Source organism: Rhizobium sp. YS-1r (genome assembly GCF_000757525.1).
Lineage (GTDB): Bacteria > Pseudomonadota > Alphaproteobacteria > Rhizobiales > Rhizobiaceae > Neorhizobium > Neorhizobium petrolearium.
The window spans coordinates 526,244-541,574 of record NZ_JPYQ01000024.1; the positions used below are offsets into that span (position 1 = coordinate 526,244).

Genomic DNA, 15,331 nt, shown 5'->3' on the forward strand with positions numbered 1-15,331 from the left:
GGCATCGCCGCGGCGGACGCATGCCCTGTCCCGACGGAGGCAACAATGATACCTCAACGATAAGGAACAGGCGCCTGGTGACGATGGTTTCTTGACAGATCATTCCAATATAGCTACATGCCGGCTATGGCGCGAACCAAGGAATTCGACAAAGATCAGGCACTGGACGCCGCAATCGACGTGTTTCGCGAACATGGCTTCGAGGGCACGTCGACGGAAATGCTGGTGCGCGCGATGAAGATCGGCAGGCAAAGTCTCTATGACACGTTCGGCGACAAGTGGACGCTTTATTGCCTCGCCGTGGAACGCTATTCGGCCGCGGAGACCGATGCCCATATCGCGATGGTGCGCGGCGGACCGCGTGCCCTCGATGGTATCCGGGCGATGATGGAGCGGGTCGTGGAGAATGCCGGCCAAGCCTGTCTCGGTGTGAGTTCGATCTGCGAGTTCGGCCAGAGCCAGCCGGAACTGACAGCATTGCATCGCGCAGCCGATCTTCGTCTCAAGAAAGTCGCCACCGAACACATCAGGCAAGCGCAGGCCGCAGGTGACGTCGACACCTCATTATCCGCGGACGCCGCAGCCGATTTCCTCTTCGCCAGCGTTGCCGGAATTCGAATTGCAGCTCGCGGGGGCGCAAGCCGGGAGCAATTGCATTCCATCGCGGGGCTGGCGCTTCGGACCCTCACCTGAAGCAAAAAATTTGGACAATTCTGGAATAAACGATCAAGAAAGGAAATCCGATGAAAGCCGTGGTTATGAACAAGGTCGGCGGGACCGACGTGATGGAATTTGTCGATCGTCCGGAGCCCGAAGCAGCACCCGGGCATGTTCTGGTCGAGATCGCCGCCGCCGGCGTGAACTTCATGGATATCGGCGTGCGTCAAGGCATGGCCTGGGGCGAGATCCCGAACCCAAAGGTCCTGGGCGTCGAGGGCGTCGGCCGTGTGCTCACCGTCGGCGAAGGAGTGAACGATTTGGGGGCCGGCGACCGCGTCGCCTGGGTCTATGCGCCGGGAAGTTATGCGAAGTACCACTCGATTCCGGCGACGTCCCTTGTGAAGGTTCCCGATGCCATTGACGACAGGACAGCCGCGTCTGTGATGATGCAGGGGCTGACGGCCAGCCACTTCGCTACCGATTTCTATCCTGTGCAGCCAGGCGACACGGCTCTCATTCACGCCGCGGCAGGCGGAGTGGGCCTTCTGCTGACCCAGATCATCAGGCTGAGAGGCGGTCGTGTGATCGGTCGCGTTTCGTCCGATGACAAGATCGCAATCGCCAAAGAGGCGGGCGCCGAGCACGTCATCGTCGATACCCAAGGACGCTTCGCCGATGAGGTTTTGCGCCTCACCGACGGCAGGGGTGTCGATGTCGTTTATGATGGCTCAGGTCCGGCGACCTTCAAAGGTTCGCTAGAGGCGCTACGCCGTTCCGGTACGTTCTGCTGGTACGGTCCGGTGCTCGGCGGCCCGGGACCGCTCGACATCATGAGCCTGCCGAAAAGCATCAAGATCGGCTATGCGACCTTCTTCGATCATATCCACACGCCCGAACTCCTTCGGGTCCGTACGCATCAGCTTTTCCGCTGGATCGAGGACGGATCGCTCAAAGTGAGCATCGGCGGAACTTATCCCCTCGCCGACGCGGCCCGCGCCCATGCCGACATGGAAAGCCGCGTGACCACTGGTAAACTGCTTTTGATCCCGTAGCCGCTGGTTGCCGTGATCGCTTCCGCCCAGGAGGCGGGCGAGATCGCACCGGGAAATGCTGCCGAGATTTGTGGAGTTCTCGTCGATCTGCTTGAAGGCGCCAACAACCGGATGCGTCTTGGTCTGTCGAAGAGCCTCAGCGAAGCCGAATGCCTGATGCTCTTTGAGAGCCGCTGGACAATTTTCAAGGCGGCCATGAACTCCATTCCCAGCGACAAACCATGAGAAGGTCGAACGAGGCGGCTATCTGCAATATCGCCTCGTTCAGCATCATATCCGTTTGCGGACGCATTTTACGCAAACGGTGGCGGCCGCGGTTATCGCTGTAAATTGCCGGAAATCGCCGACATCGCCACGAGACCTGCGAGCGGCGAGGGTTCCGGTGAGAACACGTCATAAGCGCAAGGCGCCGCAAAAATGGCCATCGCCAGCATGCCGACAAGGATGATGCGCCTCATCGAACGCTCCTTGGATGCGACACGAAGGTCAAGCGACATTCAACTCGACATGAATGTTACCGCGCGTCGCCTTGGAATACGGGCAGGTCTCATGGGCTTCCCCGACGAGCGCCCGGGCGAGTTCCGCATCGAGGCCCGGCAAGCTGACATTCAAGCGGGCTTGCAGGAAATAGGCGCCGTCCGTCGTGCCGAGATCGACTTCCGCGTCGACCGCCGTATCGGCAGGAAGCCTGAGCTTGCGCTTGCCTGCAGCCAGCCCCATCGCACCGATGAAGCAGGCCGACCAGCCGGCTGCAAAGAGCTGTTCGGGATTGGTGCCCGGCTGGGTTGTACCCGGAGGAGACAGTTTGACGTCGAGTTCGGCATCGTCGCTGCGCGCAAAGCCGTCGCGCCCGCCGGTCGTGTGGGTCTTGCCGGTGTAGAGAACCTTTTCGATCTTCGTCATGGAACACTCCTTCGTTTGTCGCTCACCGCGACGTTTGTTGACGAAAGGTGATTTGAAGGATTGACGTATCCGGCATGTTTCACAGAACGGCCGAAGTGTATCGAAGCATAGCAGCGGACCGGAGGGACATCTTCTCATACAAGGTGCCGAATGTCCGTCAGCGGAGTGTCACTTCCGCCGCCAGTCCCCCGCCGGAGCGATTGTAGAGCTTGACCGAACCGCCGATGGTCCCGGCGAGCTGCTGGGTGATGGCAAGCCCAAGCCCCGCGCCACCAGTCTCGCGGCTGCGGGATTGCTCCAACCGAAAAAAGGGTTGCATCGCAGCATCCAGCATGTCCTTCGGAATACCCGGCCCGCGATCCAGCACCGTGATGACGGTGCTGCCGTCCTCTTTTTTCTCGACTCCGACCTCGGCGCTACCGGCAAACTTCAGGGCATTGTCGATGAAATTCGTCAGGATACGCCGCAGCGCATGCGGCTTGGTCGAGGCCGTGCCTTGGACGATGCCGAGGACGGTGACCGCTTTTCCGGTGTCCTGATAGTCATAGACGATGCTGTCGATGAATGAGGCAAGATCGATGCGGGCTGTCTTTTCGCCATTGCCGTGGGAGCTGCGGGCATAGGCTATCCCATCCTGCACCAGTCTTTCGATCTCACGTAGGTCGTTGATGAGCTTGTCCTTCTCCGGCGAATCTTCGGCCATGTCCGCACGCAGTCGCATGCGGGTAATGGGCGTCTGGAGATCGTGGGAAATCGCCGCGAGAATCTGCACCCGCTCTTCGAGATAGTGGGCGATACGCTCGCGCATGGAGTTGAAAGCGCGCGCCGCATGCGCGACCTCGCGTGGTCCCGCTTCGCCGAGAGCCGGCCCCGGCCGGTTCGGATCGAGTGCATCAGCGGCATCCGCAAGCGCACCCAGCGGTCGGATCGCCTGCCGGACGGCGAACCAGGCGCACAGAACGAGCAGCACCATCTGCAGGGCGAAGACGTAAGGCAGCCAGTCCGCAACGGGCATGACGCCGCGCGGCGTGATATCGATCGTCAGCGGGCTTCCGTCGGTGAGCGCCAGATGCGCCTGAAGCCGCATCACATCACCGGGAATGGCCTCAACCCGCAGCGGAAAACGATGACCGACCGCATCCTCGATCCTGGCGGCGATTTCGGCGCTCCGAGGCGATGCGTCCGGGACGCCCTTGAGCCCATCGCCCAGCACGAACCGGTAGTTGCCGCGACTGAGCCAGTTGGTGAACTTTCCTCTCTCGTTCGCCGGCAGCCGGTCGAGAACAGCGATCGACGTGGCGACGTCATTCTCGAGCGTGCCGAGCATCACCGCCTTCGCCGACATGTAGCGCTCCAGATAGAGCACGCTGAAAGAGAGACCGTACGCAATCGCAAGCCCGACAAAGAGGATGACGAAGATGCGGGCGCGCAGCGTGCTCGGCCATGGCAATGAGCGGACCAGATCACCGGCCTTCATGGCCGCGGTTCCGATATCTCGACAGGCACCGAAAATACATACCCCTCGCTGCGCACCGTCTTGATGTAGGTCGGTTCGCGCGCGTCGTCGCCGAGCCGCTGGCGCAAACGGCTGACCAGAAGATCGATGGAACGATCGAACAGCTCGGCTTCCCGGCCCTGAGTCAGATTGAGAAGCTGGTCTCGATTAAGAACGCGCTGAGGATGGTCGATAAAGACCCGCAGCAGACGGTATTCTGCACCACTCAAAGCGATCTCCGTGCCTTGCGGGTCGAGAAGATGGCGGCCGATGGTGTCGAGTCGCCAATCGCCGAACGCCAGCACCTGCCCGGCCTCGCTGATCTGGAGATTGGGCGGCAACATGCGCGTCCGCCGCAGCACGGCCTTGACGCGCGCCAGCAGTTCGCGCGCGGCGAAGGGCTTGGCGAGATAGTCGTCGGCCCCCATCTCGAGGCCTATGATCCGATCCATTTCGTCGCTGCGAGCCGTCAGCATGAGGATCGGGATCGCCTTGTGCTTGCCGGCGCGCAGTTCGCGGCAGAGCACGAGCCCGTCATCACCCGGTATCATCACATCGAGAACGATCAGATCGACGGCGTTGGCTTCCAGAAAATTGCGCATCTGACGGCCATCGGCGGCCATCGATGCCCGCAAGCCGTTCTTCTTCAAATAGGACGACAACAATTCGCGGATTTCGCGGTCGTCATCGACGATCAGAATATGGTCAACATGCTCCATGGATAGCTCTTCAAATCCCTCGCCCGCTATGGCTGTATGCTTTGTTCTTTTCTAACCCTGAAAAATGCCGCCGCGAAGCGGAGAAATGTCCTCGCGGCAGCCAACGGTCTTCTAGAATTTCGCAACGTCGAGAACCGCCTGGGCGAAGGCCTGCGGCGCCTCCTGCGGCAGGTTGTGGCCTATGCCGCCGGTGATGGTGCGGTGTTCGTATTTGCCGGAAAACTTCTTGGCATAGACCGCCGGATCGGGATGGGGCGCGGCGTTCGCATCGCCCTCCATCGTGATCGTGGGAATGGCGATGACCGGAGCCTTGGCAAGTTTTTCCTCGTAGGCATCGTATTGCCCCTCGCCCTCGGCAAGACCCAGCCGCCAGCGATAGTTATGAATGGAGATCGCGACATGATCCGGATTGTCGAAGGCGACGGCCGACCGCTCGAAGGTCGCGTCATCGAATTTCCAGGTCGGCGATGCCGTCCGCCAGATCAGCTTGGCAAATTCACGCGTATTCGCCCCGTAACCGAGACGGCCTCGCTCGGTTGCGAAATAGAACTGGTACCACCAGGAAAGCTCCGCCGCCGGCGGCAGCGGCTTCTTGTTCCCTTCCTGGCTTCCAATCAGATAGCCGCTCACCGACACCATGGCCTTGCACCGTTCCGGCCAGAGCGCCGCCATGATGTTGACAGTGCGTGCACCCCAGTCGTAGCCGGCAACGATCGCCTTCTCGATGCCGAGTGCGTCCATCAGCGCGATCATGTCGGCGGCGAGTGCCGATTGCTGACCGTTGCGCGGTGTATCCTTGGACAGGAAGCGCGTCGTGCCGTAACCGCGAAGGTAGGGGATGATGACGCGATAACCGGCCGAAGCGAGGACCGGTGCGACATCGACGAAACTGTAGATATCATAAGGCCAGCCATGCACCAGCAGGACGGCAGGGCCGTCCGCCGGACCGGCCTCGGCATAACCGACATTCAGCACACCGGCTTCGATCTGCTTCAGCGCTTCGAAAGAAGTCTGCGCACCGGTCTTGGTAGCGGATTGCTTCGATGCCGATGCCGCGGCGGACTGCGCTTTCGCCAAAGAGGTGACGCCGAATTCAACGGCAGCAATGGTCATGGCGGCCATGCCGAAGAAGCGGCGGCGCTGATGATTGATTTCGTTCGACATGTTTTCTCTCCGATCTCAGTTGAACACGATCGAGAAAAAGCCGGCTGCATGTATCCCCTGTGTGTCCCATGCGACCCGCTATTGCATGCGGATGTAGCACGTGGTCGTCAGGATACGTGCTGATACAATTCGACCACCATCGCGCAGGCCGCGCCGCCCACCTCCTTGGGCAAATTGTCTCACTCTGTAGCACCCAAGGGCAATTCCTACACGTCGATACACTTCGCCTTCACCCCGGACACATCCGGGATACGTCACGTCGACCAGATTGGCCCCGTTGCTGGTCGCGCCGCATTGCCGTCCAGAGCCCGAACCCCGGTTTCAAAGGAAACGATGATGACGCTTCTTATCATTGCCTATCTCGGAGGGGCGCTGACCATCCTCAGCCCTTGCATCCTCCCGATCCTTCCCTTTGTGTTCGCCCGCGCCGGACAACCCTTCCTGCGCAGCACCTTGCCCATGCTGGCCGGCATGGCTGCCACGTTCGCACTCGTTGCGACGCTTGCGGCGGTCGGCGGAAGCTGGGCGATCCATGCCAATGAATACGGACGCCTCGCGGCGCTGCTGCTCCTTTCCGTTTTCGGCGTCAGCCTGCTTTCGGCGCGCGTAGCGGCTACTGTCACCCAGCCGCTCGTCGATTTGGGCAGCCGACTGCTGAATGCTTCCGGCAAATCCGGTTCCGCACCAACCGCGGCAAGCTCGCTGATGCTCGGCGTTGCGACTGGCCTGCTCTGGGCGCCCTGTGCAGGGCCGATCCTCGGTCTCGTGCTGACGGGCGCAGCACTCCAGGGCGCCAATCTCCAAACCACCCTCCTGCTTACTGCCTATGCCGCCGGCGCCGCTACCTCGCTTGCCGTCGCACTGCTTGTCGGAGGCAAAGTTTTCGCAGGTATGAAGCGCTCGCTCGGCGCCAGCGAACGGATCCGTCAGGTCCTGGGGGCTGCCGTGCTTGCCGGCGTTTCGGTCATCGCACTCGGCCTGGATACCGGCCTTCTGGCACGGCTTTCCTACGCCAGCACCGCATCCTTCGAACAGGCCGTGCTCGACCGGCTGCATGCAAAGCAAGCTTCCGGCGCGCCGTCCGAAGTCGCCAGCAATGGCACGATGATCACAGCCGCCGACGTGTCGCGACCTTTCCGCAGCGACTTGCCCGTCGAAGGCCGCGCGCCCTCGTTGGACGGCGCGGTCGAATGGCTGAACTCGCCGCAGCTTGACCTCGAACAACTTCGGGGCGAGGTCGTACTCGTCGATTTCTGGACCTATTCCTGCATCAACTGCATCCGCACCGTGCCTTACGTCAGCGCCTGGGCTGAAAAGTACAAGGATCAGGGCCTTGTCGTGATCGGCGTGCATGCCCCGGAATTCGCTTTCGAGAAAAAGATCGACAACGTCACAAAGGCGGTCGGCGACTTCAAGATCAGCTATCCGGTGGCGATCGACAACGACTACAAGATCTGGCGCGCTTTCGAGAACAGTTACTGGCCGGCCCATTACCTGATCGACGCCAAAGGGCAGATCCGCTACCACCACTTCGGCGAAGGCAATTATCGCCAGACCGAGCAGGCAATCCAGGACCTGCTGCGCGAGGCCGGCAGCGATATGGCGGCGAGCGCACCGGTGACGCCAGATGCGAAGGGCGCCGAGGCAAGCCCGGACCTGAAGAACATCCGCTCGGCCGAAACCTATCTCGGCTACAAGCGCGCCACCAGCTTCGCTTCGCCGGAAAGCCTGCATGCCGATGCCGCAGCCAGCTATTCGATTGTCGAACCGGGCCTCAACCAATGGGGCCTTTCCGGAACCTGGATCGTCGGCGCCGAGCAGGCGACCCTTAGCCAGCCAGACGGCAGCATAGCCTACCGCTTCAGCGCCCGCGACCTGCATCTGGTTCTCGGGCCGGGGCTCTCCGGCAAGCCCGTTCGCTTCCAGGTGAAGATCGACGGCAAGGCCCCCGGAGCCGACCACGGTGCCGATACCGATGCCAACGGCAATGGCGTGGTGACATCGACCAGGCTCTACCAGCTCGTCCGCCAGTCCGGCGACGTGGAGGCACGGAACTTCCAGATCCGTTTCCTCGATCCCGGCGTCGAAGCCTACGCCTTCACCTTCGGCTGAACGTCTCCTCCCTTCACAGCAACCTCAAACCACAGGAGTTGAACCCATGAACCGCCGTTATATCGCAACCCTCGCACTTGCATTCGCCACCAGCATGATCGCTTTCGCCGCCCAGGCCGCCGGCGTGAAGAACATCGTCATCGTGCATGGGGCGCTGGCCGACGGCTCCGGCTGGCGTAAGACGACTGAAATCCTCGAAAAGCGGGGCTTCAACGTTACGATCGTGCAGGAACCGATCACCTCGCTCGCCGACGATATCGCCATGACCAACCGGATACTGGAGCTGCAGGACGGTCCGACACTGCTTGTCGGTCACAGCTATGGTGGCATGGTGATCAGCGAAGCGGGCCACAATCCCACTGTCGCCGGCCTCGTCTACGTCGCGGCCTTCCAGCCGGAAAAAGGCGAGAGCCTGATCGGCCTCGCAAGTTCCCGGCCGGCCGGGAGCATGAACATCCGCGAGACGAAGGACGGAAAATATCTAATCGAGAGCCTGAAGCAACGCCAGCCGAGGCTGGAATATATATCCTAGTCCTTGTTCAGCGGCTGAGAATTGCGACATGAAATCCGACATACAAATTTGGCGATTGAGCCGATACGATTCCACCAGGAATCTTTCTTCATAGCGAATTCAGCAGAAACTAAAATCAACTGTCAATCCTCAGTTCCACTGATCCGCAATCAGTAGATGCTCAGTCCGCTGCTATTAAAAAGGATTTTTTCATTCGCTCCCGATTTGCCCAGCGTAGTTTCGGCGCATATCGAACGCTTCATTGCTACGAAGCTGCTGTCAGCTACACTCACTCAGAGTTTGCTTTTCGCTTTGGGTGTCCTAATAGCGGAAGGTCCGGTCCTCGGCCCATTCCGGTCATTGTATCAACTCACATCGAATGGCAGCTCGTGCAAACCCTGTGTCAGAGTGAAGCTGGTCGTTGAGGTGATCACGCAGCCGCGGGTGGCGGCAGGGACGGCCGATCCCGCCGCCTGAGATGGAGTGCGGGTGCTACTACCTGAGCGTCAATCGCTGTCATGGATCAAAGCCCGAGCCCCCGCCCCCTGCCGAGCCCATGATGCAAGGCGAGCTCCCGACCAAGGCTGCGGGCTGAACCGAAATCGCCGCCGATGCCAAGATCATGTTTGCGGTTAGCGAGGACGGATTCCAGCTGCGGATCGCGCTCAAGGCTGCTCACCATATCACCCATCGTCGACCGCGTGACCTTGTAGCCGGACATATCGCCGGCCTGGTATTGGCGCTGGCTGGTGTGGTCGAGTCTCTGCCATCGCTCGACGAAACGGTCGGCGCGGCGCTCGGGATCGGTGCGGATTTCGGTTTCGAGCTGGAGCGCGCGGATGGCGCGGTTGACCTTGCCTGTTCCGGCCTCATGGGCAAGGCTCGCATCCTTGCCGTAGGCGGCCTCTGCATCCTGCCAGCCATGGGGACGCACCGTATCGAACGCCTTGCGGGCCTCCGCCAGTTCCTTCCACTGTTCCGGGCTTGCCTTGCGGCCTGCAGCATCGGCGCTGAAGATGACATCGACGGCACGCGCATGACGCCTGAGCGCTTCGGTGCGGGCCTTGCGCAAGGCCGCTTCCGGGTCTTCGGCAATATCGCGGGTATGGTCTGACGCTGCGGTTTCCTGCCGTGCCTCCATTCCGGCCCCCATTCCGGCATTGCCCCGGTCGCGTGCGCCATGCCCATGTGCATGTCCATGTCCGGGCAGGTTCCGATTATCGAACAGGATGCGCCACTTGTCCGGTTCCGATTTCAACGCGATTTCGGCAATGTGTTCGTGTTCACGCGGAGCGATCCCACGACGTTCAGCATAGTCCTGCACCGGATCGCGTTTTTCGTAGTCCGACGCCATATCCTTGGACCGGTCGCGTGACAGGGTGTTGATGAGCTTGTCCCTGCTGGGGAAGTCGTCGCGGCCACAATGCAGGTCCATGCCGTCACGGTGGCGCGACAGGGCGACATAGCTGCCGTGGGCATCCAGGCCCGGCGTCGCCAGCACATGGGTGCGATCCACCGTCATGCCTTGCGCCTTGTGGATGGTCGCCGCATAGCCGTGATCGATCCGGTCGTAATCCTTGAGGTCGAACGCGACATTGCGCCCGTCATCGGTGCGGACGGTCATGCTCCTGGCGCTAACCTGTTCGATGATGCCAAGCGTGCCGTTCTTGACGCCAAGGCTACGTTCGTTAGCCAAGAACATGACGCGATCCCCGGCGGCGAAGTTCCGCTCTCCCCGCTCGACGGTAACGTGCATGTCCTCACCCAGATCGCCTGCCTCCCGCATTTTCTCCCGCGCCGCTTCGTTGAGTTCGCGCACCTCGGCATTGGTATGGGTGAGGATGATGCGGCTCTGGTCCGGAGCTTCCTGCCGTTGACGGTCCCAGCGGTCGATCAGGTTGTTCCGCGCCTCGTCGCGTGTTTCGGCTGCTTGGACCATACCGTGATTGTCATAGGCATGGATCGCCTCGCCGGTCTTGCCGGTCGCCAGATCGCGCGTGGCGTCCCGCTGCCAGTCCTCGCGCTGACGGCGAACCTCGCTGATCTCCGCGCCGCGGTGGCGTTCGTGGATCGACCGGAAGGCCGCGCCCGCCTCGATCGCCTGCAACTGCTGCGGATCGCCGACCAGCACCACCTTGGCCCCGGCTTCCGCCGCATGCGACAGAACCCGCTCCAACTGCCGCGTGCCGACCATGCCCGCCTCGTCGAGGACAAGCACATCGCGGCTGGTCAGCATGTCGCGTCCTTGTCCCCAGCCGTGTTCCATGCTGGCGATGGTGCGGGATGCAATGCCCGATCCGCTTTCGAGATTTTCCGCCGCGATGCCGGACAGGGCAACGCCGCGAACCTCGTAGCCTGCCGCCTCCCATGCTTCGCGCGCAACGCCGAGCATGGCGCTCTTTCCCGTTCCGGCATAACCGACGACAATACCAAGATCGCGCCCGTCCGTGACATGCGCCAGCGCGTCGGCCTGCTCGCCGGACAGGACAAGCCCGCGCTGCTCGGCGCGCGCAAGAGCGGCGATCCTGTCTCTGTCGTTGACTTCATGGCGTTCCCGCTCCGCCATCATCTCCGCCACATGGTGCAGGCGCTGTTCGGTCTCGATCATGTCGCGGGTGGTGAAGCGATCCTCGCCACGTCCGTCCTTGCCCAGTTCGACCAGATCGGGCGCGTTGCGCATCGCGCCCATCACCCGGTTGAACTGGTCAATCCCGTCGCTGTGCCGGTGCGCAAACTTCGCCATGTCGCGGCGCGTGAAAGTCGATTGCTGATGGGTGATGGCATCCACTGCGATGGAAGGATCGGCTATGATCCGCTCGCCGTTGTTGCGGGCGATCTCGCGGTGCAGTTCGGCCCGATCTGCAATGGTGTCATCGACACTGGCGGCGGCTTCGATCTCTTCGCCGACACTACGTGTCTCGATGCGCTGCGCCGGTGCGCCAATCTGGCTTTGCGGTTCCAAACCGATGCCCTGCGCCTCAAAACTGCGATGGTCGATGCGGGCGTCAATGTCGAGTTCCGCCAGCCGCTCATTGACATGTCCGGCCCAGCGTTCCCGCCAGCGTTCCATCATTTCCGTCCGGTTCCAGTCGCGCACCTTTTGGCCGAAACCGTTCTCGTCCACCGAGCGCATGGTCAGCATGACATGGGCGTGGGGTTTTGGGTTTCCGTCCTCGCCGATATCCCAATGCACATTGAGATCGGCGATCATGCCCTGATCGACGAATTCGGCCTGCACGAAGTCACGGGCCAGTTCGATACCCTGCGCCTGCGATAGTTCACGCGGAATGGCGAATTCCACCTCGCGGGCAAGCTGCGCGTCCTTGCGGACCTCAAACGCTTCGACATCGTTCCAGAGCCGTTCGCGGTCGCTCCATTGTTCGGGCGCGTGTTCCGGCAGCATGACCTCGGAATGGACGCCGCCGCGCTTGGCGGAGAAATCGTGGACACTGTCAATGCGCTCGTCGCGCAACCGCGAGGCCGAACGGTAGGCGGCGGACGCCACCGCGCTGGAGCCGGCCTTGCGGCCAATGACCTTGACGTGAAGATGATAGATCGCCATCGCGATCCGAACATCAGCACGGAAAAGCGCACGTCGGAACGACGTATAAGCGCGCCCTCCCTCGAAAAAATCTCGGGATGGACCAACCCGTGCCAGACCGTCCCGGCAACATAAAAGCCTTCCGCAAGGGGCTCAACTATGATCCTTCCATCGACAACGAACAACGACGATGGAGACGGCGCATGCGCAAACCGAGAGACTTCGACGCGGAACTGAAGGCGCTGGAGGACAAGGCAAAGGAACTGAAATTCCGCAAGATGCAGCAGCTTGGCGAACTGGTCATTGCAACCGGGGCCGACAGTCTCAACCCCGACGAACTCGCCGGCGCATTGATCGTGTTGGCCGAGACGAAGGATGCTGGAAAGCGGGAGGCGTGGGCCAAACGTGGGGCGGCGTGGTTTCGGAGCAAGTCGCGGCGATCTGCTCCGGCAAATGACGACAACGCTGGCAGCGCTCAAGCGCAACCGAGCGGCGCGCAATCGCCATCAGGCACAACGGGCGCGGCATGACATGCGCACATGGCAGGTCGAGCGGCGCAAGCGCACAAGGCACCTCATCGAACTCGGCGGTCTCGTCGTCAAGGCTGGCATCGTGGAACTCACCGGCGATGATCGCGCTGTCATCTACGGCGCGATGCTCTGGATGGCCGAGAAGCTCAAAAGCGAGCAAGGCGAACATGCGCGCGGCGTCTGGACGAAACTCGGGAAGATAGCGCTCGAAGTGGAACAGAAAGAAGCGCCTCCCACCGTCGCGCAGGGACAGTACGACCGGGCATGACCGATGGCGGGCTGTGCAAGGGTGAACCTGATGCGATTGCCATCTTGACTGTATTCAGTCGCAAACATACCCATGGTTGAAATCGGCGGGACGAATCATGAAAGCCTTCTGCATTGCCATTCTGGTGATATGCATGCCCCTCGCGACAGCTTTCGCGCAATCGCCCGAAACAGGCGCCACCGCTGCACAGCAGGCGGAAGCCCTATTTGAGCCCTCCCGCGACCTCCTGGACGTCAAGCTGGCCGTCGATGCCATGGTGGACCCGTCCATGAACACGGTGGCCGTCAAATCCATGATCGACCGCATGGCGGCCGAGATCGCCGCCATGGCGGGCAAGGATGGCGACAGCACCACAAAGCTCGCGGCCCTGAAACGATACCTTTACGAAAGCGGCGCGTGGAACAACAACAAGCCGTTCCAGTACGACCTCGACGACCCGCTCGGCATGAAGCCGGCGAACCGACTGCTGCAGCGCTACCTGACCATCCGGCGCGGCAACTGCATCACCATGCCCATACTGTTCCTCGCCCTCGGCCAGCGTGTCGGATTGACCATGACGCTGGCCGAAGCACCGCTGCACGTCTTCATCAAATACACCGACGACGCCGGCAAGGTCTGGAATCTGGAACCGACCAGCGGCGGGGGCGCTGTACGCGATGACTGGTATCGGCAGAAACTGCCGATGTCCGACCAGGCCGTCGCCAACGGGATCTATCTGCGCGCGCTGTCGCATCAGGAGGCCGTCGCAGTGATCGCCTCCTTTCTGGTCGAACGCGATATCGGCAAGGGCCAGTTCGAAAACGCGCTGGCCGTCTCGGACGTGCTGCTGCGGCATTACCCGAACTTCGCCTATGGGCTGGTCAAGAAGGGCAGCGTCTATAGCGGCCTTTTGCGCCGGGAGTTAGCCGGGAAGTACACAAGGTTGGAAGACATTCCACCCGAGCTGAAGGTTAAGGCCGATCAGTGGTATGGGCGGAACATGGAAGCATTTGCGAAAGCGGAAGCCTTGGGGTGGCGACCGCAGGACGGTCAGATTCAATAACGGAAGAGTTCAGGCGGGGGCTTGTTTATGAAATCGTTTGTTCGGGGCCTATGGGCTCGTTTTTTAAGTCTGCTGCTCATCTGCAGCATGGTGTCCGTGTCGTTCGGATCGGCCGCCAACGCGCGGTTCATCTCGCCCGATCCCATGGACCCAACGATGCCGGGTGTAGGCACCAATCGATATGCTTACGCAGAGAACGATCCGATTAATAAAAGTGATCCGAACGGACACTCATGGGCAAGCGTTGGCAAGGCGATTGCAGAGGGCCTAGAAGCTCTCGGGAAGGCGTTATTCGGTAACGCTGAAAAGGGATTGGCGAAGCATTCCGATGATGTTGGCAAAGATATAGCGGAGAGCGGCATATCGGTAGCCCCAACAGCAACGTCGAAAGAACCTATATCCACGGCCAATCCTAAGAAAGGTTCATTTAAAGAGCCCGGAAATCTTGTGGACAGCATGTTGATGAACGAAGCCAAACAAAACCCCCAAAACGGGAAAGCTTTGCTGGGCTTGAACAACGATCCAAGATTTGCCGCAAAGGACGGATGGCAAAAAATGGAGATGACCGAAAAGACCCAGAATGGTCTACGCTCTACAGTCCACTACCAATACAATACGAAAACGGGTGAAGTTGCCGACATGAAGGCTATAAATAGGAATAGCGATCCGTCCTCTGGATTCTGGGCCAATGTCGGAGTTCACTTGGGGGTCGCGTTAGGCGTAGTTGATACGTTGTTGACCGAAGGGTCACTGAATCCATTTGACGCGAGAGATGCATACTAACATGAAAATATACAGTTCATCGCTGCGGGAAGAATGTGAAGTTTTCGGTGTGGCTGTTTCCTTCAGCGATTCTTGGCCAACGGAAAAAAGAGTAGTGTTCTATGTTGAGGATAAGGGCGCTCGCGGACTCTGCGTAGAAGAATTGGGTGGAGCAAAAATACTGGATGGAAGCTTATCCGTAAATTTTAAAATTCATTTCTTCGCCAATATGGATGGACTGATATTTTTATGGGACTATTTTGATGACCTAAATCATCTCAGCAAATTAATGGATTTCGACCCGGAGACGGTAGCTGACTTCGAGAAAGCACGAGCGTCATTTTCCGTTTAGCAATTCGAGGAGTCCAGCAGCCGCTCGACGCGGTTGAAGGGGCGGCGGGGCGGCTTTTTGGCCTGCCCTGTCCCTGAACGGCGATAGCCCCGCGACTTTCGTCAGCAGGGCTTTGAAGGTTTTCGCTACTCGTCTGTCAAATCGCGACGATCAGCGACTTATGTATGAACTGGTTGCGGGGGCAGGATTTGAACCTGCGGCCTTCAGGTTATGAGCCTGA

16 protein-coding genes are annotated in these 15,331 nt (G+C 60.5%); 10 read left to right on the plus strand and 6 right to left on the minus strand.

The genetic code is table 11. The features are described from left to right. Window positions 1-126: 126 nt before the first annotated feature. From JL39_RS18360 to JL39_RS18370, 3 genes are read left to right on the plus strand one after another with little or no spacing between them, the layout of a single operon-like run. Window positions 127-693: a TetR/AcrR family transcriptional regulator gene (locus JL39_RS18360; protein ID WP_037153548.1), complete on the plus strand. Its 567-nt coding sequence runs from the start codon at window positions 127-129 to the stop codon at window positions 691-693. A 50-nt stretch (window positions 694-743) separates the two neighbouring features. Next, window positions 744-1,712, plus strand: a complete 969-nt coding sequence (locus tag JL39_RS18365; protein ID WP_037153561.1) for a quinone oxidoreductase — start codon at window positions 744-746, stop codon at window positions 1,710-1,712. Between the two features lie 12 nt (window positions 1,713-1,724). Continuing rightward, entirely contained in the window at window positions 1,725-1,937 is a 213-nt protein-coding gene (locus JL39_RS18370; RefSeq protein WP_052182961.1) for a hypothetical protein, read from the plus strand. A gap of 92 nt (window positions 1,938-2,029) precedes the next feature. Here JL39_RS18370 and JL39_RS32180 read toward each other — a convergent pair whose 3' ends face one another. The 5 genes from JL39_RS32180 to JL39_RS18395 all read right to left on the minus strand — a co-directional run bounded on the left by JL39_RS32180 (window position 2,030) and on the right by JL39_RS18395 (window position 5,993). Continuing rightward, window positions 2,030-2,170, minus strand: a complete 141-nt coding sequence (locus JL39_RS32180) for a hypothetical protein (RefSeq protein ID WP_200883973.1) — start codon at window positions 2,168-2,170, stop codon at window positions 2,030-2,032. A gap of 28 nt (window positions 2,171-2,198) precedes the next feature. Next, the gene (locus tag JL39_RS18380; RefSeq protein WP_037153564.1) at window positions 2,199-2,615 is read right to left on the minus strand and encodes an organic hydroperoxide resistance protein; all 417 of its coding nucleotides are present in this window, start codon (window positions 2,613-2,615) and stop codon (window positions 2,199-2,201) included. A gap of 157 nt (window positions 2,616-2,772) precedes the next feature. Next, window positions 2,773-4,092 carry an ATP-binding protein gene (locus JL39_RS18385; protein WP_037153567.1) on the minus strand — a complete coding sequence of 440 codons (1,320 nt, stop codon included), beginning with the start codon at window positions 4,090-4,092 and terminating at the stop codon, window positions 2,773-2,775. Then, window positions 4,089-4,829, minus strand: a complete 741-nt coding sequence (locus tag JL39_RS18390) for a response regulator (protein WP_037153578.1) — start codon at window positions 4,827-4,829, stop codon at window positions 4,089-4,091. The genes JL39_RS18385 and JL39_RS18390 overlap by 4 nt, the downstream gene beginning before the upstream one ends. A gap of 111 nt (window positions 4,830-4,940) precedes the next feature. Beyond that, window positions 4,941-5,993, minus strand: coding sequence for an alpha/beta hydrolase (locus tag JL39_RS18395; RefSeq protein WP_037153581.1), 1,053 nt, complete (start codon window positions 5,991-5,993; stop codon window positions 4,941-4,943). A gap of 336 nt (window positions 5,994-6,329) precedes the next feature. Between JL39_RS18395 and JL39_RS18400 the strand changes: the two genes are divergently transcribed. Beyond that, entirely contained in the window at window positions 6,330-8,105 is a 1,776-nt protein-coding gene (locus tag JL39_RS18400) for a cytochrome c biogenesis protein DipZ (RefSeq protein WP_037153584.1), read from the plus strand. A gap of 46 nt (window positions 8,106-8,151) precedes the next feature. Next, entirely contained in the window at window positions 8,152-8,637 is a 486-nt protein-coding gene (locus JL39_RS18405; protein WP_280114090.1) for an alpha/beta hydrolase, read from the plus strand. Window positions 8,638-9,139: 502 nt separating this feature from the next. Here JL39_RS18405 and traA read toward each other — a convergent pair. Further along, the gene (gene traA / locus JL39_RS18410; RefSeq protein WP_037153586.1) at window positions 9,140-12,178 is read right to left on the minus strand and encodes a Ti-type conjugative transfer relaxase TraA; all 3,039 of its coding nucleotides are present in this window, start codon (window positions 12,176-12,178) and stop codon (window positions 9,140-9,142) included. 182 nt (window positions 12,179-12,360) lie between these two features. On the opposite strand from traA, the gene JL39_RS18415 reads away from it, so the two are divergent. The 5 genes from JL39_RS18415 to JL39_RS18435 all read left to right on the plus strand — a co-directional run bounded on the left by JL39_RS18415 (window position 12,361) and on the right by JL39_RS18435 (window position 15,111). Then, window positions 12,361-12,687 (plus strand): conjugal transfer protein TraD, encoded by a 327-nt coding sequence (locus tag JL39_RS18415; RefSeq protein WP_037153878.1) that lies wholly within the window; start codon window positions 12,361-12,363, stop codon window positions 12,685-12,687. A gap of 1 nt (window position 12,688) precedes the next feature. Then, a complete protein-coding gene (locus JL39_RS18420; RefSeq protein WP_037153589.1) occupies window positions 12,689-12,955 on the plus strand; it encodes a conjugal transfer protein TraD in 267 nt (88 codons plus the stop codon). Window positions 12,956-13,052: 97 nt separating this feature from the next. Next, window positions 13,053-13,997, plus strand: coding sequence for a transglutaminase family protein (locus JL39_RS18425; RefSeq protein ID WP_037153592.1), 945 nt, complete (start codon window positions 13,053-13,055; stop codon window positions 13,995-13,997). 27 nt (window positions 13,998-14,024) lie between these two features. Then, a complete protein-coding gene (locus JL39_RS31965) occupies window positions 14,025-14,780 on the plus strand; it encodes an RHS repeat-associated core domain-containing protein (RefSeq protein WP_037153594.1) in 756 nt (251 codons plus the stop codon). 1 nt (window position 14,781) lies between these two features. After that, window positions 14,782-15,111: a hypothetical protein gene (locus JL39_RS18435; RefSeq protein WP_152601167.1), complete on the plus strand. Its 330-nt coding sequence runs from the start codon at window positions 14,782-14,784 to the stop codon at window positions 15,109-15,111. The last annotated feature ends 220 nt before the right edge of the window (window positions 15,112-15,331 follow it).